The following is a 21,190-nucleotide window of genomic DNA, read 5'->3' as shown; positions in this document are numbered from 1 at the left end:
TATGTTTAAAAAAACACAGTTAGATTTAATAATTGCTATAACCACTTTTTTTATACTCATAACTCTCATCATATCCGCATACTTAACTTCCATAAATAAGTATTATGCTGTTATAGAAGAAGATTTATTTCATACGGGGAAATTAATTTCTAAAGAAATTAACAACATCATTCATTCTGATATTTCTAAACTCGAAAATGTTAAAAGCAGATTAGAGTTTACAAATGGCAATTACTTTGAAAACTGGGAACACGATGCTAATTTAATATTAAAGCAAGACGCCTCTTTTAAGTTTATTGAGTGGATTGATAGCTTAATGATTATTAGAAAAATAAGTCCATACAAAGGTAACGAACAAGCATTAAACCTAGATATTTCTAAACTCGATTACAGAAAAGACGAATGGATTAGTCATTCTAAAAGCCGCAAGACCAACATTACCTCTTGGTTAAAATTAACGCAGTCTGGGAATGCTTTTCTTGTAGATGTACCTGTTTATTTTAACAACAACTTTCAAGGTACAATAACTGCTGGCATGAATTTTAACAGCAATTTTGATCGGTTAGTTGATTATTTGGAAGACCAATATGCTATAGAACTATATGATGATAAAGACCACTTATTTTATGAAGCCAATAATAGCATAAGACTAAAAACAAAGCGAAATATTGTTTACACAAACACCATACACGTTGATGAACTAGAAGCTCAAACTTGGCGTTTAAATATTTACCCTTCAGAAAAATTATTGATGGCTGAAGGCAAAATTGTTATCAACATAGCCTTAATTATTGGAATATTTCTTGCTTTCATAGTCTCATTACTTATTCACTTTTATTTAAGAGCCAGAAAAGGCGCTAAGCAAGCTGTAGAAGCTAACTTATCTTTAGTTAAATTGAATGATCAATTAAATAAAGAAAAAGACAGAGCCAATAAAGCGTCGCAGGCAAAAACCGATTTCCTTTCGAACATGAGTCATGAAATCAGAACGCCTTTACATGCCATTATTGGTTTTATTGAACTTTTAAAAGATGAAAAATTAAGTGATATCCACAAGGAATATGTCGATTTAATGGACAAATCTTCAAGCAATCTTTTAAACCTTGTTAATGATATTTTAGAAATTGATAAAATAGAGTCAGGGGAAGTAGAATTAGACAAAGTTGTATTTAATCCCGTAAAAAAAATTAAAGAACTCGTAGAAGTTAATCAGTTTTTATTTTTAAAAAAGAATCTTTATTTAAAAACCAATTTTGAAAACGTTCTTGATTTAACGGTTATTGGCGACCTAAACAAACTCACTCAAGTTATAAATAACATACTAAAAAATGCCTTAAAATTCACTAAAGAAGGTGGCGTTACTATTACATGTTCTGAAACTGTTATAGAGAACAAATTAAAACTAATTGTTAGTATTGAAGATACAGGCATTGGCATTCCCGAAAACAAATTGCACACTATTTTTAACCGGTTTACACAAATTGAAAATAGCGTAAAAAAGCAGCACGAAGGCAGCGGTCTTGGTTTGGCAATTTGTGAAAATCTGGTATCTATGATGAGTGGTGAAATTTTTGTTGAAAGCGAACACCAAGTAGGTTCTAAATTTACAGCCTCATTTTTATTTGATATCACAGAAGAAGACGTAAAACATTCCGAAAACAAAAAAAACATTAAAACAGCCGATATAAATGTGCTAATTGTTGATGACAACAACCTTAATATTATTGTTCTAAAAAAATTCCTTGAAGACATAGGCATAAAATCGGATACGGCAGAAAACGGCAAAGTCGCTTTAGATAAAGTTAATCAAAAAAACTACCAACTTATTTTTATGGATATCCACATGCCCGAAATGGATGGTTGGGAAGCGACTCGTATTATAAGACAATCGGACAAGCATGTTATTATTTTTGGACTTTCAGCCAATGTAACAACCGAAGCTATAAACAAAGCTATCGAAAACGGCATGAACAACTACCTTACCAAACCTTTTAAAAAGGAACATCTATATAAGCTTTTACAATTCCATTTTCATAATAGCGAAGAACAAACTCTTTAATACTATCCTACCAGATAGTTTAAAACAAATAAAAAGCCAGTGATTCTACAATCACTGGCTTTTACAAACTAACCAACTAAACTTAATTTATTACTAAACTAATAACCACTATGTAATTATTATATGTTTCCAATAAATAACAATACAAATGGACGCATTTTATTTCATCTATTAAAACTATTTAGAAATGTTTAACATAAGAAGTTGAAAATTTAAAACTTCTTTAAGACAAACGGTTTTAGATGTTAATTTTTTAAGAAAAAACAGCCGTCATATAACATACGCAATAAACAAATACAACCCAAAAATCTTATATCCACTAGTCTTAAAAATTTCTATATTTTTACAAAATGCTAAAAAACGTGATACTCATAATTGCTTGTGGATTCTACCTTATTTTATCAGCACAACAACAAGACAGCATATCATTTAAAAATGGTATTGAGAAACCTAGTATTTTAGCAACCCATCATTTTGGAATTTTTACTTCTCGAATTAATACCAATTTCAAAATAGTTCCTCAAAAAAACACAACTATTACTTTTAGCTCTACTAGCGGTAACAATTTTCATCCTTTTGTAGAAACCTATTTACCAAAAGACCCCGAAGTAAGAAAAGAACAGAGTAAATTAATTTGGTACCACAGAAACTTTCATTTTGAAGATCAAGAAACCACTCCTGCAGATTATATGAATATCGTCATAGATGCCGTCATTAAAGAGTTTCGATTTGGCTTCAATATACCTTTAAATAAAAAAAACGAACTAGACGTTACGCTACGCTCTTATTTAATTACCAAAGGAAAACACCCATTATCTTTATTTACAAGCGATGAAAGCATTGAATGGTTCCATAGTAATGTCGCGGGAGGTGAAGACCCTTACGGGAGGCGTTACTACGGATTGAATCAAGTAAATTTCAGGTACAACGATAGAAATGGAAATACGCTCGAACTAAACAACTACGATTTTTTTTTAAGCGGTATAGAACTCAATCATTTTTACTATCCAACATTTCCAAAAAGCAACTCTAAAAATATTTACGTTAATTTTGGAAGCCATTTGGGTGTTAACACATCAAAACACAACAGCTCTTTAGATTTTGGTCTATCCGCAAATGCCATTAAAAAAATTGAATTAAAGAACAATTACGAATTTAATGCAGGCGTTGGAATGAATATATTACGGAAAAACATCATTAACTTTAAAGAGGTTATCGATTTAGGGAACAACCCTTATTTAGCAACCATTGAAGCTGATCTTGAAATAACTAAATTCACAAAACATAAAAACTATAACGCCCTAAGCATTAACTACCAAATTCAATCTAGGTACAACCAAAAAAAAGAAGCCGACTATTACAGACTAATTGGTAAGTGGCAAGAAATAAACGGCGGTTGGCAACACGGTTTTTCTACTTTATATACTGCCTTATCTTATTGGACCTTTATTTACACCTATGGCAGACCAAACTTAACGCTTTCCTTGTATTTTAAAGAAGATTTTCGTGTAAATAATGCCGCCGATTTTCAAACGGGCATCAGCTTAAAAGTACCTGTTTTTAAATAATTTTTTTTTGATGGGCGTTACCACAAGGGTCGGGTTTTTCGTTACAAGTCCTCGCTCCCCCGACGCGTCGGGGTCGCTGTGGGCTTTTCACTGCAACCCCTAACGCAAACCCATCCAAAGTTAACTTCTTGTTAAAAACAACACCTTCTTTAAACCTTTTTAAATTCATAAAGTCCTAATAGCAATAAACATAAAAAATTCAATTATGAAAAGACTTATAGTAATTGCACTAGCTTTAGCATCTATTCAAGGCATTGCACAAGAAGAAAGAAAAGAACGTCCAAACCGTGAAGAAAGAACTCATAGAATGAGTGACCTAACTCCAGAAGAAGCGGCAAACCTACAAACAAAAAAAATGACGTTGCACCTAGATTTAAATCAATCGCAACAAAAAGAAATTTATGCCATAAATCTTAAAAACGCCACCAAACGCAAAGAAATGATGGCAACTTTTAAAGCAAAAAAAGAAAGTGGCAACATGGAAAAACCTTCAAAAGAAGAACGTCTTGCCAGAGAAAATGCTAAGTTAGACCATCAAATTGCGATGAAAGCCAAAATGAAAACGATTTTAAACAAAGAGCAATTTGACAAATGGGAGAAATCCCAAGGAAAAATGCAAGAAAGAGCTATAGGCATGAAAAAACGTGATGGTAAAAAAAGAGGCGAAGGCCCCAAAAAGCAATAAAATTTAGTTTAGTTAGTTTAGTTTTTTAATGCAAAGCGCATTTCATTTATTTAGAAATGCGCTTTCTTTTTATAATGTTTTTGATACTTTTTTTACTGCTTCTATAGTAAAATCTAAATCGCTATAAGCCAAGGCATCGGTAATAAACCATGTTTCAAAAGCACTTGGCGCAATATAAACACCTTCATTAAGCAAGCCATGAAAGAACTTTTTAAAAGTATCATTATTGCCTTTAGCAGCTGTTTTAAAATCTACAACAGGGGTCGCATCAAAATGCACCGAAATCATAGAACCCACTCTATTTATTGTATGAACCACTTTATTTTCATTTAAAACCTGGGTAATTCCTTTGTGTAAATAGGCTGTTTTTTCAGTTAATCGATTAAAAACTTCCACATCGTTGTTCAATTCGGTTAACATGGCTAAACCTGCCGCCATAGCTAACGGGTTTCCACTTAATGTTCCCGCTTGATATACGGGACCTAATGGCGCCAACTCATTCATAATTTCGTTTCTAGCCGCAAAAGCTCCAACTGGCAAACCGCCGCCAATTACCTTTCCAAAGCAAACAATATCTGCATTGATATTAAACAGCTCTTGTGCACCACCTTTTGCTAACCGGAAACCCGTCATCACCTCGTCAAAAATCAATAAGATATTCTCCTCAGTACAAAGTGTTCTTAATTTGTTTAAAAAATCATTTTGAGGTGGCACACAGCCCATATTTCCTGCTACAGGCTCAATAATAATACAAGCAATTTCTTTTTTATTAGCTTCAATTAATTGCTTTACATTTTCAATATCATTATAAGCTGCCAACAAGGTGTCTTTAGCTGTACCTTGCGTTACTCCTGGGCTGTTAGGTGTACCAAAAGTGCTCGCTCCGCTACCCGCTTGAATTAAAAACGAATCACTATGCCCATGGTAGCATCCAGCAAATTTTATAATTTTATCCCTTTTTGTAAAGCCTCTTGCCAAACGAACCGCACTCATACAAGCTTCGGTTCCTGAGTTTACAAAACGTATTTTATCAATATTTGGTACCATAGAAACTGCTAACTCTGCAATTTGTGTTTCAATTTCGGTAGGCATTCCAAACGATGTGCCTTTTTTTGCTTTTTCAACAACCGCATCAACAACAGGTTGGTACGCATGCCCTAAAATCATAGGACCCCAAGAATTAATGTAGTCAATTAAACGGTTACCATCTTCATCATATAAATAAGCACCTTTGGCTTCTTTTACAAAAATGGGCGTTCCACCAACACCTTTAAATGCTCTAACGGGTGAGTTTACGCCTCCAGGAATCACCTTTTCGGCTTGTGCAAATAAGGCACTACTTCTTGTATAATTCATCTGTATTTAATTTGTTGGTTTAACTCGAAGTTCTTGCCCAATATTTAAGGCAGTATCACTTAAACCATTCATTTTTTGAAGTTCGGAAACAGTTATATCATATAGTTTTGATATTGAGTACAAAGTTTCCCCTTTCTCAACGATGTGCGAGCGGTATTCTTTTACTGCTTTTATAGTCGGTTTTTGACCAGCTCCAACTACTGCCATTTCTGTTGCATTTTTATTGATTCTTATTTTCTGACCAACACTAAGCACTGTGCTGGTTAAATTATTTAAGTCCTTAAGTTCATCTATAGTAACATTAAACTTTTTAGAAATGGAATACATGGTATCTCCTTTTTCTACATAATACATTGAAAACATGCCTATTTCTTCTTCATATTTCACATAAACATCACCCAAAACTTCTTCATCATATGTATGTAAACGGTATCGGTCTATTAAACCTATTAGTTTATCTGGGTATTTAGTATCGGTGGCATAGCCTGCCTTTTTCAATTCTCTTGCCCAACCTCTATAATCTTCTTTTTTAAGTTTGAATAAAGCGGCGTATCGGGAACGCTGTGTTAAAAACAACGAATGGTCTCTATACGAATATTTGGAGTCATTATACTTTCTGAAACATTCTTGCGAAGCATCATCATCATGATAAATCCTGTCACCTGTCCACTCGTGACATTTGATACCAAAATGGTTGTTAGCTTCAATAGCAAGTCTACCCTTTCCAGAATTCGATTCTAAAATACCTTGCGCCAAAGTAATACTTGCAGGAATGCCATATAAACGCATTTCTTCTTGTGCAATGGTTTTAAAAAGGGCAATATACTCATCGGTAGATGTTATTTTAACACCAACACCATTCACAACTTCTTCAACTTCTTTGTTTACTGAGTTGTTTCGACGCTCATTTTTTACAGCAACCTGTTCGGTTTTTTGTTTACTTGAAGTTTTTTTTCTAGCGGCTACTTTTTTAGTACCACAGCCTACAACCAAACTTGCCAACAAGCAAAAAACTATTATCTTCTTCATTGAACTACTCTATTAATGGTAAATTTTTCCTTTTTAAAACCGCATTCATCCCCGCAATTCCTTGCAAACCTCCCGTATGTATTGCCAATATTTTTGTTCCATTGGGGAAATACCCTTTCTCTATCAAATCCAAAATACCAAACATCATTTTTCCAGTATAAACGGGGTCTAAAAGAATGTTATACTCTTTTTTAAACTGATTGATAAACGTAATTAATTTGGCGTTTATTTTTGCATAACCACCAAAATGATAATCGGTTTTTAACTCCCAATTGGTTTTCGTTACAAATTTACTAATATCTTGTTGTAAAAAGTTTCCTTTTAACACTGGAAATCCCAAAACTTGTTGACTAGGTTTTGAACAATTTACAAGTCCAGAAATAGTGCCTCCAGTTCCAACAGCACAACATATATAATCAAAAGCATCATCTTCAGACGTTAAAATTTCTTCGCAACCTTTAACAGCTAGTGCATTGGTACCTCCCTCTGGAATTAAATAAAAATCACCAAATTCCGCTTTCAACGTTTCAATAAATACTTCTGACTCTTTTTCTCTATAAGTTTCTCTGGAAACAAATTTAAATTGCATACCACATTGTTGTGAAAAACACAAGGTCGCATTATCTTTAATTGAAGCTTTTAACTCATCACCCCTTATAACTCCAATAGTTTTAAACCCCATAAGCTTACCTACCGAAGCTACCGCTGCAATGTGGTTAGAAAAAGCACCCCCAAAAGTAAGCAGCGTTTTATAACCCAATTTTTCAGCTTCAAGCAGGTTGTATTTAAGCTTTCGGTATTTGTTTCCAGACACAAAAGGGTGAATAGTATCTTCTCTTTTAATACACAACGTAACACCGCTATTATTAGATAAAATCACTTGTTGATTGACACTATGTTCTAGATGGAAATTCATTGCTGCGAAGATACTTTAAAAAACTCCAAGATTTTCGCTGATTTAAATAATCTAAATGTGTTTCGTTAGTATAAGCCTCACGTTCAAAAGAGATATTTCTATAGGCTATATGCCAATTTTCATATTGAATGAATCGTATTAAAAACTCAACACTATAAATCAAATAGAAAGGAATTAGCAACATTTCTTTTTGTTGCCTTAAATGAATGTTTTCATGGTTTAGCAATATAGAATCCGTCCTTAATTCCTTCGATTTTAAAAACACACAAGGATAACAAGCAAACCCCAAATAACCTTTAGGAACTAAATACTTCGAAATAATAATCATGCTTTGTACATTTCAAAAATCAATCCAAAATGCATTATCTTTGTTTTAGATGAAACGAGCAAGTTAAAATTTCATCCTTAAAGAGAATGATTAAATGCAAACAGCATGTGTCCATTAAAAAGCAATATATATAGGCACATGAAAAAAATAATCCCCATTGAAGAAGGCGATTACTACCTAACTCCAGAAGGGTACCGCTGTTTTACCGAACAATACCTATTAAAAAGAGGATATTGTTGCGAAAGTGGCTGTAGGCATTGCCCTTATGGATTTGATAATAAAACCAATAGAACAAAACATTCGAGGTAACAACACCCAATTTCAACCCTCCCTTGGTACGATTATTGATGTTGTTTAATAAAAAAATATTTATTTTTAAACTAATAATTTTTAAACAGCTATGAAAAAATTACTTAAAACCTTACCATTTTTAGCTTTGCTCCTTGTGGTAACATCATGTAGCTCTGTTAGGGTTGCTACCGATTTTGATAAGAATGCTAATTTTTCGACATACAAAACTTTTGCCTTTTTTAAAACAGGCATAGATAAAGCTGAAATTAGCGATTTAGATAAACGCAGAATTCTTCGAGCCATTGAAGCTCAACTATTAGCTAAAGGCTTTACAAAATCAGATAATCCCGATTTACTTATTAGCCTATTCACCAAATCGAACCAACGGGTTGATGTTTACAACAACTCTTGGGGTTACGGCGCTTGGGGTTGGGGCGGTTGGGGCCCATGGGGTGGTGGCTTTGGACCTGGTTGGGGCTGGGGCTGGAACCAACCTAATGTATCTACAAGAACAGAAGGTGTTCTGTATATCGATTTAATTGATGCCAACAAAAAAGAATTGGTTTGGCAAGGTATGGGTACCGGTTATATAACCCAACACATGGAGAAAAAGGAAGAACGCATTCAAGAGTTTGTCTCTAAAATTATGGAGAAATATCCTCCTGGAACACAGCAATAACAGGTCTGTTCGAGCGCAATCGAGAACTTCGAAATAGCAACTATTGAATAGGTATCGACTCCGCTCGACCTGACAAAGCAACTAATATCTATGTTAGTTGCTTTTTTATTTAACACCTCTTTATAAAAGCTTACTTATAGAATTTGTATTTTTACTAAAACACATTTTACACAAGGTATTATGCAAAGTTCTATTGAATCAAACATTATATTAAACCGCTTACCTAAACATCTATTACAGTTTATTAAGCCACAAGACTATGGAAATTATTCGGCTATAGACCAAGCAGTTTGGAGGTACGTAATGCGTAAAAATGTCGATTTTCTTAAAAAAGTAGCACACAAATCATATATAGAAGGCTTAAAGTTAACAGGCATTTCTATTAACAACATTCCTAACATGTATGGCATGAACCGTATTTTAAAAGACATAGGTTGGGCCGCTGTTGCGGTTGATGGATTTATTCCGCCCAATGCTTTTATGGAATTTCAAGCGTACAATGTATTGGTAATTGCGAGTGACATTAGGCAACTAGAGCATATTGAATATACACCTGCTCCCGATATTATTCACGAAGGCGCGGGTCATGCGCCCATTATTGCCAACCCAGAATATGCCGAATATTTACGACGTTTTGGTGAAATAGGCTGTAAAGCCATATCATCTGCTAAAGATTATGAATTGTATGAAGCTGTAAGGCATTTATCCATCATAAAAGAAGCCCCTAATTCTACCGAAGCTGATATCGCTTCCGCGGAAAAAAAAGTAGAAGACCTGCAAAACAACATGGGTGAACCTAGCGAAATGGCACTTATAAGAAATTTGCATTGGTGGACGGTTGAATATGGCTTGATTGGCACTCTGGAAAATCCGAAAATTTACGGTGCTGGCTTATTGTCATCTATTGGAGAAAGTGCTTGGTGCTTGACCGATGAAGTTAAAAAACTACCCTACACCATTGAAGCCACTTATAAAAATTTCGACATAACAAAACCGCAACCTCAACTTTTTGTAACGCCCGATTTTGCTCATTTAAGCTTGGTCTTGGAAGAATTTGCAAATACCATGGCTTTACGAAAAGGAGGTCTTTTGGGAGCAAACAAATTGATACAATCGCATGCTTTGGGAACAATTGAATTGAGTACAGGGTTACAAATTTCAGGTGTTTTTACACATGTTATTGAAGATAGCGGCAACCCCATTTACATTCAGACTACCGGTGAAACCGCTTTATCATATAGAGAAAAAGAATTGGTGGGGCATGGCACAAACACTCATATAAAGGGATTTGGATCTCCTATCGGACAACTTAAAGGTATTAATTTAGCAATTGAAGATATGAGTCCGCGAGACTTAAGGGCTTACAATATTTACGAAGAAAAATGTGTGACATTAGAATTTGAAGGTGGCATAACTGTTTCAGGAGATATTATTACAGGAAAACGCAATCTACAAGGGAAAATAATTCTTATCACTTTTAGTAATTGTACGGTAAAGCATGGCGACACCATTTTATTTAAACCCGAATGGGGCATTTATGACATGGCTGTTGGTAAAAATATAGTTTCGGGTTTTTCTGGACCTGCCGATTTGAATAGTTTTGATTTGATAACCCACGTGCCTTCATCTAAAACCATCCATATTAAAAAATCAAGTAAACAACTAAAATTAGAGACCCTTTACCAGCAAGTTAGAGAGTATCGTGAAGGCACAAACAAAACTATTTCTAGGACTAAAGTGTTGGAAGAACTTATTGAAAACCACCCAAAAGACTGGTTATTACCCATTGAATTATACGAACTGGCTTTTATAGGTAATGAAGCTAAATTATGTAAAGCTATTTTGAATCATTTAGAAGCCATAAAACAAAACAAACCAGAAGTTGGAAGATTGATTGATGATGGGTTGGGGATTGTTAAAAAAGAGACTATTGAAGGTAGACGGTAGCCAAAACTACCTAAACCGTTTCAAAGTATTTTTAGTAAACTTACTCAACACCAAAGCGCCACTAATTTCGGCGCGCTCGGTTAAAAGCGTGTCCCAATGTTCTGTATCTTTCCAAAAAACAGACTTCATTTGCTTTAAAGCTTCTGGGTTGTAATTGCTTAACTTTACTGCCAGTTCTTTCACAGCTTCATCTAAAGCTTCAACAGTTTCAAAAACATCGGCATATAACCCTTTTTCTCTTGCCCATTCCGCAGAAAAAAACGTTTCAGCATCTATCGTCATTTGTGACATGGCAGCTAACCCAACTTTTCTTGTTACGGCTGGCTCTATAACAAAAGGCCCAATTCCAATACTTAATTCGCTTAACCTTATTGATGCGAATTTGTTTGCCAAACAATAATCGGTTGCTGCGGCCAAACCTACACCACCACCAACAGTTTTTCCTTGTACTCGCCCAATTATTAATTTCGGGCAAGTGCGCATCGCATTAATAACATTGGCAAAACCGGAGAAAAAAGCTTTTCCTTGTTCTACATCCTTTACAGCCATAACCTCATTAAAACTAGCACCCGCACAAAACGTTCTATCGCCACCACTTTGCAGTACAATAACATTAATAGCTGTATTGCTTCCGGCTTCTTCAATGGTGGCTTTTAACTTTGTTAAAATAACACTGGGCATAGAATTTCTATTCGGGTGAAAAAACTCTATATATCCAACGCTGTTTTTTATGTTTAATGTTACGTAAGGCTCAGTCATCATTCAGCAATTTTACTAGTCTTTTTAAAGGTTGAATATACATAAAACTAAGACAAAAAAAAACATTAGTTTGCTTCGACGCTGAAGCCCTAACTAATGTAAATTTAACTAATTCTAACAAGTTCAAAATTAACATAGAACTGTTTAATCATCATTAACAGAAAGTTACCAAAACGTTATATTAAATTATTCTTTTTAGCCTTTTCTACAGCTTCCAATTTGTTATGTACTTGAAGTTTTTTGTATATGTTCTCTATATGCTTTCTTATTGTTCCTGATGATAAAATAAGGTTTTCAGCAATTAAATTATAACTCAAGCCTTTACTTAATTGCTCTAATACTTGAATTTCACGATCAGAAAGTTTGATCTCTTCTTGATTTTCTTTAAAACTAAAATCTATTGGGTTCCGAAGCAGTTTTAACGTTTTCAAAGCAATGGATGGATTCATAGCGGCTCCACCATTTAAAGTTTCAATAATGCCGTCATGTAAATCCTTCGCATTAATTTCCTTTAACAAGTAACCATCGGCACCTGCTTTTATCGCATTGAATATATTTTCATCATTATCAAAAACCGTCAACATAATTATTTTAATGTGCGGATATTTTTGTTTGACAATTTCGGTAGTTTCAATACCGTTTAAAACGGGCATTTCAATATCCATTAAAATTAAATCGAGGTTATGGTTTTCTTCAAGCTTGCATAATAAGTCGGTCCCATTTACAGCCGTAAACTTCATATTTAAATCCTCAAAAAACGACAGTTTTTCTTTTACTGCATTTATTAAAAATGAGTTATCGTCTACAATAGCTATTTTGATGTTCATTTAAAAAAATTTAGTTCTGAAAATAACATTTTTAAGTGAGAAGGCTTAATTTCTAACCACTTTTTTTATTGTTGAATGAATATTTGCATTTGTTACTTTCACAAAATAAATACCACTTTCATCAATTTTAATATTTTCTATTTGAGAACCCTTCCCAACAGATTGTATTAATTTACCTTGAACATTAAAAACCTGTATTTGTTCAATAGGAATAGCTGATTTAAAATTGAAAACACCTTTTGATGGGTTAGGATATACAACTACATCTCTATTTAAATTCACATTACTGTTTGATAATGTTGAAAAAGGTTTACGGTAAATATCAATAAAATTTAGTGCCATAAATAAATTATTATTGTGCAAAACAAATTTTACTGCTGTTGTGGTACCGCTTGAATTTGTTGGTAAACCAGATATATCAGTTGAAAAACTAGCGCCTCCATCTGTACTTACAAAAATATCTGGAGCTGAAGGATTGCTATTATTATCTAATGCAAATTGAATATAGTTACCATTAACAAACAATTCCTGAATGGTTTGACCTAACCCAATCCAATTATTCCCCAAATGGGAAGATATGTTTATTTCTGTCCAACTTGCACCTTCATTATCACTGTAATATAATTTATGAATGTAGTTGAATAAACTTCTTCCTGAAACATAAATTCGCCCCGAATTGGAGTCTATAACTAAATTATTGGCCAAAAAGTAAGAAGGCAAATTAGCATCTGCAGAAGCAGTCCAAGACTGTCCGTTATTAGTTGAAACATTTAAATGATAACTTCCCCAAGCATAAAATTCACCTCCATAAAAGGCAAAATGTTCAGAAAACTCGGTTCTAGCATTGGTGTTTTTTTGCCATGAAGCATCATCAACGTGTTTGATATAATTTCCAGAATTAACAACTGCCACTAGATAATTATTATGGCTATAAAAATAATCAACATCTACAATCTCGCCTGAATTCGCAGGAATACCTACCACATCTGCAACAAAAGTTTGTCCATTATCAATAGATTTATAAATCATGGAAGACGCATTGTTTGCATAAAATGTAACCGCATAAAGAGCTGTTCCAGTAGACCTGAGGTGTGTTACCCTACGACTATTTGCATTTGTTACAAAACCCGTTTGCCCAACAGGAGCCCATGAAGCACCATTATCTGTAGACTTTATAAAACCAGCAGTATTTACCGATGCAAATAACTGCCCATTATGGCTTACAACATCGTAAACCCCTTCAATGGTATTGGTTGAAATACCTGTAGGCTGCCATTGGGCATTAAGACATAATGAATAGGTAAATAATACTGATAAGAGTAGAGTTGCTTTCATAATAAACATTTTAGAGTTTTAGTAAAATTCACTAAAAACACATCATGAAACAATACGCTATTTGTCGTATTGTTTAGGTTATTGAAACCAAAACCTGTACACTAGTTCCCTTATCGAGTTTAGAACTAATATTAACTTTAGCACCTATTTCGGTGGCCCGTTTTTTAATATTATTGAGTCCGTTACCCATTTCAACCGTTTCTAAATCAAAACCTTTTCCATCATCTATTACACTGATTTTCAAATTGCCTTCTAGTTTTTCGAATGCTACTTTTATGCTTTTAGCCTCGGAATATTTTAAAGCATTATTTACAGTTTCTTGAATAATGCGGTAAATATTCATGCCCTGAATGGACGTAAAAACGGTTTGCTTTGTTATTTGTGAATCTAAATTAAATTCAAACTTAGTATCTTTTGAAATACTATTGGCTTTATCTACAAAATTTGAGATTCTAACTTGTAAATCTTCAAAAGAAATTTCGCTTTTGTTCATTGCCCAAATAGTGTCTCGCAGCTCGTAAATGGTCTCTTTTGTAAATTCGCTTATACTTGACAATTTATGGGTTAGGTTTTCATTGGTGATTTTAAATCCATACTGCAAATTATCAATCGATGAAATAATGAAAGTAAGTTGAGCGCCAATATTATCGTGCAAATCTCTTGAAATGGTGAGGCGTTGCTCTTGCAACTTATTTTGACTTTCAATTTTTATTAAGGCTTCTTTTAGCTCGCCTTCTTTTTTAAGTTGATGGTTTTTAAGCTTTTGTTGATTATATAGCAAGTAGCCCAAAATAGCCACAACTAAGGCTAAAATTCCCAAGCCAATAATTTGAGTGTTTTTTTGGTTTATGTGAAGTTCTTTTTCTGCAATATTAGCACGTTGGGATAGGATTTCTTTTTCTTTTTTTTCGGTTTCGTATTTAATTTCAAACTCAGATATCTTGTCCTTTAAAGAGTTTTTTGAAAGTTCTCTTTCAACATCATACTGTTTGTTTAAATAAATATAAGCTTTCTTGTAATCGTTTTTCTTACTATAAAGTACCGCTAAATTTTTGTAAACACTTGCAACGTCAGACGGGTTTTCTGCCTTTATTATTAATGGCAAAGCTTTTAACAAATAATCTTCACCATCAACAAGATTATTTATTTTTAAATAATTTACCCCCAAATTAAGATAGGTAACCCTTAGTGTTTGATTATCGTTCGCCGCTTGAGCTTCTTTTATAACCGATTTATAAATTTCAATAGCCTTTAATGGTTGATTTCTAACGGTTGCCAATTGTGCCATACCTGCTTTTGAAAAAATAATGACTTTTCCGTAGTTAACCTCTCTGGCTTTTTCCATAGCCAATTGATAATGTTTTTCGGCTTTTACATAATATAAGGTGTCGTTATTTTTTTCTCCAATTTCTTTATACATACCCGCCACGTTATACAAACTATTAGCAATATCTATTTTACTGGTGCTGTTTTGCTTTATTTTCAAGGATTGCAAATAAAACTCTAAGGCTTTTTCATACTCTTTCATGTCTTCATAAATCAAGCCTATATTATTGAACGATTTACCCAAAGCCGTAGAATCGTTTAATTTTTCGGCAAGTTTTATAGCTTCTTGGTGCACATCTAACGAAGCTTCAGCTTGACTTAAATAAGACATCGCTAAAGCCTTATTGTTTAAATATCTTAATTGATCAATCTCGTTTTTCTCGTTTTTTGCCAATTGAAGTGCCTTATCAAAATTGTACAATGCCGTTTTAAAATCGCCTTTATAAAAATTTAAAACTCCTAAATCACCATAATATTTATTGTACAAAAAATAATCATATTCATTTTTTAGTTTTTCCCAAGATTTTTTATAGTAAGTGGTAGATGTTTCGTAATCGCCCTTCACTATAAATAATTGGGCACATTTTAATAAACTATGAATGTGTATTTGCTCCAAGTCTTTTTTACCATCGGTAAATTTTAAGGTTTTTAAAATATAAACCTCTGCAGAATCTTTATTTTTATCGAAATACTGGTCTATTAAAGTATTTAAAGCTTCTGCCTTTTCTTTTGGAATTTTACTTGTTTTATAAACTAGTTTTAAACTATCTATTTTATCCCCTTTTTCTTGTGAAATGAGAAGCATGTGCAAGCAACAAAAAATGAAAATAAATAGTCTTTTTTTCATAAAAAATCAATTAACCAAAGTAACTTTCAATTTAATTAACATAATTATCAAATATAAACTTTTGCATCAAAAGAATATCTTCTATGATTTTAAAATAACGCTTGAAAAGTATTTTTTGCAATCCTTCAACCAATAGTGTTTTTTCTTTGGTTCTTTCTAACTTGGCGGTTTCTTCAAGTAAATTCTCCTGTAATATTAAATAGTTTATACTTCCCGATTTTTTTAAATGCATCGTTTGAAATGCTGCTTTAGCAACTAACAATATTAGAACTAAAACCAATATATATAGCACCCATATTAATAAATAATTAAACATGATGGCTAAGGAAATAAATGGATTTAAATCCTAAAAAAAAGACAGAAAATAAGAACATAAAAAAAACACCAACTGTCAATTGTTTTAATAATTGAGCCAGTTGATGTTTTTGATATGAACTGATTAATAGCATAATAAATTTAGCTTAATAACTTGAACATCAATTAATTTTTCGACAAAACGTTATAAAAAAAGATTAAGCGCAATAATGTTATTTATCACGCCTAATCGAACAAATCTCAACAACAAGATTTAGTTTTGAAGGTTATAAGCGTAAATAGTTTTGTCGTTTGCTTTGTAATACAAAACACCTGCAATCTCATCTACTTGGTATTCTGGTTTTTTGTCTTTAAGCACTATTTCTTTATCTACTTTACCTGTATCTTTATTTACTTTAACTAAGCCAACACCAGCATCAAGCTTTGTTAAAATAAATTGAGCATTTTCGGTTGCTGCGGTCGCTTTAAAACGTTTCGACATCATATCGAAAGCTGCATCACCAATAGATGCAAACATATCGGCAGCACGTTTGTTTTCTTTTCCGTAGTCGTTATAATTATTTAAATCGTTAGCACTTCCATAACTATTAGTTCTATTCATACCTGCTTTAGCGGCATGTGCCATGGCTAATCCTGTTGATGCTACCGCTAAAGCTCCAGACAGCACTTTTACAAAACCACTTTGGGAAGGTGACTTATAATATTCCTGATAGATTTCTTTCGCATCGCTACCCAACAGCGCAACATTTTGTGAGGAACTTAAAAAAATATTCCCGTTTCGCATTTGCATAGTACTAGCCACTTCTTTTTCATCAAACTTTACTTTTGAAAATTCGCTTACATCACCAGAATTAGCATCTATAGCAAAAATATCCCCATCGGCTGCAATAAGATATCTGTTTTTAGTATTATCGAATGTTGAGGCTACAGCAGCAGAATTTTTATATTTTAAAGGTTTGTTCCAAACTTGGTCACCAGTTTTTAAATCTACAATATTAGCATCTTCACTTGTTATATAGATTAAACCTTGAGGAGATTCTGCCATCACCATAATGTTCTCGCCAGTTTTTAATGGTTTTTTGAACAATGTTTTTCCATCAAATGAAATTTTGTTGATACCTCCTTGTTGAATACCAAATAGAATACCATCATCTTGCACATAAAAATGCTGTACATAACCTTTTGTTTTTGGTGCTTTCTCCCATAAGTCTTCACCCGATGAAGCACTTAGAAAAGCAATTTCAGATTCATCGCTCGTAGCAAATACGCTCGTGCTTCCTCCAGAACTTTTATCACTTACTACCGCTATACCTTGTGGTAAAATTTGAAAGTTAGATACATTTCCCTGCACTTTTCTATCGTCCTTCCAAAGCTCTGCACCGTTACTCCCTATTTTGTGAATTCGAGTGTTTTTTCCATTGGTAGTCGTTTCAAAACCGTATATTTCTTTTTCAGTTTCATCGGCAACCATCCAATTAACACCTTTAATTTTACACTCCCACAAATCATCTCCCTTATGAGATTTAGCTATTAATCCTTGAGCAGTTGGAATTATTAGCATACTATTTAGCAATAATGGCACACCGGTTACACTAAAATCTTTAGCTAGACCTACTCTACCTGGTTTATCTAAAAAGAAACTGTAATCTAGTTTCTGAGCACTTAAATCATACACCGCTACTTTAGGAGTCATTTTTTCAAACTTATCTCCTTCTTTTTGAATACCACTAATTATTAATTTATTTTGTGGCAATACGATATTGCAGGTGTAAATTTGATTCCAATTATCGTTTTCTGAATTAAAAATAACCTTACCAGTGATGTAATTTATAACAGCCCTTTTTGTTTTTGAAAGTCCAGCAAATTTAGAGTCTGCACCTTGAGACACTACTATATAAGGTGAGGCCGGGATAAAGTCTGTTTCTTCTGGTTTTAGTTTTCCAAAGTTATTAAAAGTAAATACAGGCGCACTTTGCTTAGGGTCTATACCCACTAAACCTTCGTTAGTTGCAGCAACTAATATACCACCAACGGTGAGGGTCATTTCGTTAATGTTTGTACCTAAATCATAGGTCTGTTCTGGAGTTTCTGCTTTTTGGGCGATTGTTACGTTTGCCATTAGAATCCCTGCCAATAGTAAAACGAATTGGTTTAAATTTCTCATTGTTGATTTTGTTTATGGTTATACAATTAGGGCATTATGTCTTGATTGATTGGAGACACAATACCCTAGAATTAAATTTTTAAGTTGTTTGTTTTTTCAGATTGAAAGATCCTTCTGTAATAGTTTTAATAGAATGGTCTCCACCTACGTTTTTAGCTTTAAAACTGAATGTGCCAATTACTTTTGTATCTGTTTCTTCATTAATTGACACCGAACCAATTAAAGTATTGTCGTAAGGTGCTTGCCAAAGCTCTGTTGTAGATGCTTGAGGGTTGCTTAGGTTCACTTTTGTTTCGGAATATGATGCTACATTAGTTATTGCCACATTAGCGCCTGTAAACTCATAAGTTCCGGCTCCTATGTACCCAAACACCGTCATTGAAAATGCATTACCGTCACTATTGGTTGCAATAATGATTAAATTTTTCCCTAATCCAGCTGTTGAAACGGTTGCAGAAGAAGAAAGTTCGAATGATTTGAATGATTTTCCATCAACTTTAGCTACAAGCAATCCTGAAGGTGCGTTGCCTCCATCTCCTCCATCATCACTGCTTGAGCATGAAGAAAAGGTAACAATTGAAATTATTGTTAAGAGTAACACTAATTGTTTTAAATTTCTCATTTTAAATTATTTTATGATTAATAGCATCACAAAATTGCAGTTTTATCAAAATGAAATCAATACGACGAATTGCGTATTTTTTAAAATTAACGTGTTAAAAAACAGAAAAGGCTGTACTTAATTAAGACAACCGTTAATTAAGACAACCTTACTTCTACGTACTAGAATCACTTCCTTAAAAAATTATTTCCCTCAATAATTTAATTCTAATACAAAATACATAAACAAAATCTCTATTTTAATAGAGTCAGCTTTATAAAAGCCTTTATAATAATAGCACTGTAAACATAGAAATAAAAACACATACAATCTGGCTAACCAATTTTTTAGAAATCAGTTTTTAATAAATCAATAAGAATTTTAGCAAATCAGTAAGTCCTAAATTGAATTGGAAAAATTATTTCTAATAAAAAACAACCACTACTTTTCATATGAATAAAATCACTTTTAATGAAATCATGTTAAAAAAGAAAAGGCTGTCCTAAAATAGAACAGCCCTTCCAATAATGCAATAGAATTTCTTCTTAAAACTATTACCCTCAATAATTCAAATTCCTTTTTTAATTTACAAAAAATAAATTGAATTAGAACAAGAATAGCTTTTAAAAAAGAAAAGGTGTTATTTTACTGAAAAATAAATCAATTTTTATCTTATCCAAGTTGAAAACCAGGCATCTCTTGGGTCTGCATTTTTTCTACCAACACCTAAATCTGCAAACCAGTGTACACCATTAGTATAATTACTTGAATGGTACATTTTTGGCCATCCTGCAGCTACACCAGGGCAACAATATGCCCAAAGCCAAGAGCCTGAGTTTACAACAAAAGTAGAAGATGCTCCATTAGCCCAAGTTCCTGCACCATTAACATCGGTAGCACTACTCTGCAAAGCTCCTATAGCTAAAGAAGACGTGGAAGTTGTTTTGTTTGCATAAGAAGAGGAAGAAGCTCCCGCACGCAATTGAACATCTGTACATAGTTTAGCAAGTTCAATAACAGTAGCCCGAGGCAAATACCCTAAAACATTTGGAGAAGTAAGAGTACTAGCCACTGGGGCTGCAGTGTTTCCTGCTCCTACATTCAATAATGTCCAACCGCCACCATCTGTAGTCATATCAGCATATATTTGAAATGGTGTTCCACTATTAAGGTTTGGGTTGGTTATCCAATAAACGCCATCAGCCGAACTAGGATAATCTGTTTTTATTTGTTTAGCACTTGTTCCTGCGTTTACAGATGTAAGTCCATTTCCATTTGATAAAATTGCTTTTTTACCATACATACTCACTAAAACTCCAGTACCTTTTTCACCATAACTATTGATAACCTCATTGATATCAACACTCTGTTTTCCATATGCATTAAGACCAAAATCTCCTGGTGCTTGAGCTTTTGCTAAAAAAACAAAGGACAAGAAAACCAAACATATAAAACTAAATCTGTTTGAGATTTTGTTTAATGTATTTATTAAATAAAATTTACACATCTAACTGTTTTTTTTTTATGTTTATTGATTAATAATAGAAATCCATTTGAATTCTATCTCCTGCTGTTAGATTGTAACCACCATTATTAGCTGGCACGTAAGTTAATGTTGAGCCAGTAACACTATATGCAGTATTGCTTATTCTAATACCATTAACATACATTTTAACCTTACTGTTTACAGAAGGTGTTTGTGTTAATGCAAAACTTGTTTGAGAGGCAGTTGCTGAAAATTCATCAGCTACTTCTCTAACTAAATTACCATTTACAGCAGTTGCAACAAACGCAGTTGTTGCTATTTGCGTGGTGTTAGTTCCCGCTGTTGCCGTTGGCGCCAATGGTGTCCCCGTTAATGTTGGCGAAGTGTTCATAACAAACGTAGAACCTGTTCCTGTTTGAGACGCTACCGAAGTTGCATTTCCAACACTTGTTATTGGGCCTGTTAAATTAGCATTCGTTGAATTTGCCACTGCCACAAAAGCAGTTGTTGCTATTTGTGTGGTATTAGTTCCCGCTGTTGCTGTTGGCGCCAATGGTGTTCCCGCTAATGTTGGAGAAGTGTTCATAACAAACGTAGAACCTGTTCCTGTTTGAGACGCTACCGAAGTTGCATTTCCAACACTTGTTATTGGACCTGTTAAATTAGCATTCG

Annotated in this window: 19 protein-coding genes; 6 read left to right on the top strand and 13 right to left on the bottom strand. The window is 33.5% G+C overall.

Going from position 1 to position 21,190, the window contains the following annotated elements:
• The first annotated feature begins 1 nt into the window (after position 1).
• From VP395_RS15315 to VP395_RS15305, 3 genes are all read left to right on the top strand, one after another.
• Positions 2 to 2,059, top strand: coding sequence for a response regulator (locus VP395_RS15315; protein WP_346242904.1), 2,058 nt, complete (start codon positions 2 to 4; stop codon positions 2,057 to 2,059).
• 362 nt (positions 2,060 to 2,421) lie between these two features.
• Complete coding sequence (locus VP395_RS15310) at positions 2,422 to 3,627, top strand: hypothetical protein (RefSeq protein ID WP_346242903.1); 1,206 nt, start codon at positions 2,422 to 2,424, stop codon at positions 3,625 to 3,627.
• A gap of 205 nt (positions 3,628 to 3,832) precedes the next feature.
• Positions 3,833 to 4,312 (top strand): hypothetical protein, encoded by a 480-nt coding sequence (locus VP395_RS15305; RefSeq protein ID WP_346242902.1) that lies wholly within the window; start codon positions 3,833 to 3,835, stop codon positions 4,310 to 4,312.
• 69 nt (positions 4,313 to 4,381) lie between these two features.
• Here VP395_RS15305 and hemL read toward each other — a convergent pair whose 3' ends face one another.
• From hemL to VP395_RS15285, 4 genes are read right to left on the bottom strand one after another with little or no spacing between them, the layout of a single operon-like run.
• The gene (gene hemL, locus VP395_RS15300; RefSeq protein WP_346242901.1) at positions 4,382 to 5,668 is read right to left on the bottom strand and encodes a glutamate-1-semialdehyde 2,1-aminomutase; all 1,287 of its coding nucleotides are present in this window, start codon (positions 5,666 to 5,668) and stop codon (positions 4,382 to 4,384) included.
• 6 nt (positions 5,669 to 5,674) lie between these two features.
• Positions 5,675 to 6,697 (bottom strand): glucosaminidase domain-containing protein, encoded by a 1,023-nt coding sequence (locus VP395_RS15295; RefSeq protein WP_346242900.1) that lies wholly within the window; start codon positions 6,695 to 6,697, stop codon positions 5,675 to 5,677.
• A 4-nt stretch (positions 6,698 to 6,701) separates the two neighbouring features.
• The gene (locus VP395_RS15290; RefSeq protein WP_346242899.1) at positions 6,702 to 7,613 is read right to left on the bottom strand and encodes a 1-aminocyclopropane-1-carboxylate deaminase/D-cysteine desulfhydrase; all 912 of its coding nucleotides are present in this window, start codon (positions 7,611 to 7,613) and stop codon (positions 6,702 to 6,704) included.
• A complete protein-coding gene (locus VP395_RS15285) occupies positions 7,591 to 7,941 on the bottom strand; it encodes a hypothetical protein (protein WP_346242898.1) in 351 nt (116 codons plus the stop codon). Before VP395_RS15285 ends, VP395_RS15290 begins: the two co-directional genes overlap by 23 nt.
• A 138-nt stretch (positions 7,942 to 8,079) precedes the next feature.
• Here VP395_RS15285 and VP395_RS15280 point away from each other — a divergent pair, with 138 nt between their 5' ends.
• The 3 genes from VP395_RS15280 (at position 8,080) to VP395_RS15270 (ending at position 10,858) form a co-directional block, all read left to right on the top strand.
• Positions 8,080 to 8,250 (top strand): C1orf53 family protein, encoded by a 171-nt coding sequence (locus VP395_RS15280; protein ID WP_346242897.1) that lies wholly within the window; start codon positions 8,080 to 8,082, stop codon positions 8,248 to 8,250.
• 91 nt (positions 8,251 to 8,341) lie between these two features.
• Positions 8,342 to 8,911 carry a DUF4136 domain-containing protein gene (locus VP395_RS15275; protein ID WP_346242896.1) on the top strand — a complete coding sequence of 190 codons (570 nt, stop codon included), beginning with the start codon at positions 8,342 to 8,344 and terminating at the stop codon, positions 8,909 to 8,911.
• Between the two features lie 180 nt (positions 8,912 to 9,091).
• Positions 9,092 to 10,858 (top strand): aromatic amino acid hydroxylase, encoded by a 1,767-nt coding sequence (locus VP395_RS15270; RefSeq protein ID WP_346242895.1) that lies wholly within the window; start codon positions 9,092 to 9,094, stop codon positions 10,856 to 10,858.
• 6 nt (positions 10,859 to 10,864) lie between these two features.
• Here VP395_RS15270 and VP395_RS15265 read toward each other — a convergent pair whose 3' ends face one another.
• The 9 genes from VP395_RS15265 to VP395_RS15225 all read right to left on the bottom strand — a co-directional run.
• Positions 10,865 to 11,617 carry an enoyl-CoA hydratase/isomerase family protein gene (locus VP395_RS15265; RefSeq protein WP_346242918.1) on the bottom strand — a complete coding sequence of 251 codons (753 nt, stop codon included), beginning with the start codon at positions 11,615 to 11,617 and terminating at the stop codon, positions 10,865 to 10,867.
• A gap of 176 nt (positions 11,618 to 11,793) precedes the next feature.
• Positions 11,794 to 12,444: a response regulator gene (locus VP395_RS15260; RefSeq protein ID WP_346242894.1), complete on the bottom strand. Its 651-nt coding sequence runs from the start codon at positions 12,442 to 12,444 to the stop codon at positions 11,794 to 11,796.
• 45 nt (positions 12,445 to 12,489) lie between these two features.
• On the bottom strand, positions 12,490 to 13,779 hold the full coding sequence (locus VP395_RS15255) for a T9SS type A sorting domain-containing protein (RefSeq protein WP_346242893.1): 1,290 nt from the start codon (positions 13,777 to 13,779) through the stop codon (positions 12,490 to 12,492).
• 73 nt (positions 13,780 to 13,852) lie between these two features.
• Positions 13,853 to 15,952 (bottom strand): tetratricopeptide repeat-containing sensor histidine kinase, encoded by a 2,100-nt coding sequence (locus tag VP395_RS15250; RefSeq protein WP_346242892.1) that lies wholly within the window; start codon positions 15,950 to 15,952, stop codon positions 13,853 to 13,855.
• A gap of 31 nt (positions 15,953 to 15,983) precedes the next feature.
• Positions 15,984 to 16,184, bottom strand: coding sequence for a hypothetical protein (locus VP395_RS15245; RefSeq protein ID WP_346242891.1), 201 nt, complete (start codon positions 16,182 to 16,184; stop codon positions 15,984 to 15,986).
• A 336-nt stretch (positions 16,185 to 16,520) separates the two neighbouring features.
• A complete protein-coding gene (locus VP395_RS15240; RefSeq protein ID WP_346242890.1) occupies positions 16,521 to 18,431 on the bottom strand; it encodes an outer membrane protein assembly factor BamB family protein in 1,911 nt (636 codons plus the stop codon).
• Between the two features lie 79 nt (positions 18,432 to 18,510).
• Entirely contained in the window at positions 18,511 to 19,053 is a 543-nt protein-coding gene (locus tag VP395_RS15235) for a DUF6252 domain-containing protein (protein WP_346242889.1), read from the bottom strand.
• A 646-nt stretch (positions 19,054 to 19,699) separates the two neighbouring features.
• Positions 19,700 to 20,467, bottom strand: coding sequence for a fibrinogen-like YCDxxxxGGGW domain-containing protein (locus tag VP395_RS15230; RefSeq protein ID WP_346242888.1), 768 nt, complete (start codon positions 20,465 to 20,467; stop codon positions 19,700 to 19,702).
• 100 nt (positions 20,468 to 20,567) lie between these two features.
• The coding region (locus tag VP395_RS15225; RefSeq protein ID WP_346242887.1) for a RodZ family helix-turn-helix domain-containing protein at positions 20,568 to 21,190 on the bottom strand (623 nt) is incomplete at its 5' end.

Source organism: Mariniflexile soesokkakense (assembly GCF_039650365.1).
Classification (GTDB): Bacteria; Bacteroidota; Bacteroidia; order Flavobacteriales; family Flavobacteriaceae; genus Mariniflexile; species Mariniflexile soesokkakense.
The sequence above is the reverse complement of the archived record's forward strand: the minus strand, read 5'-3'. Positions and strand labels throughout refer to the sequence as shown.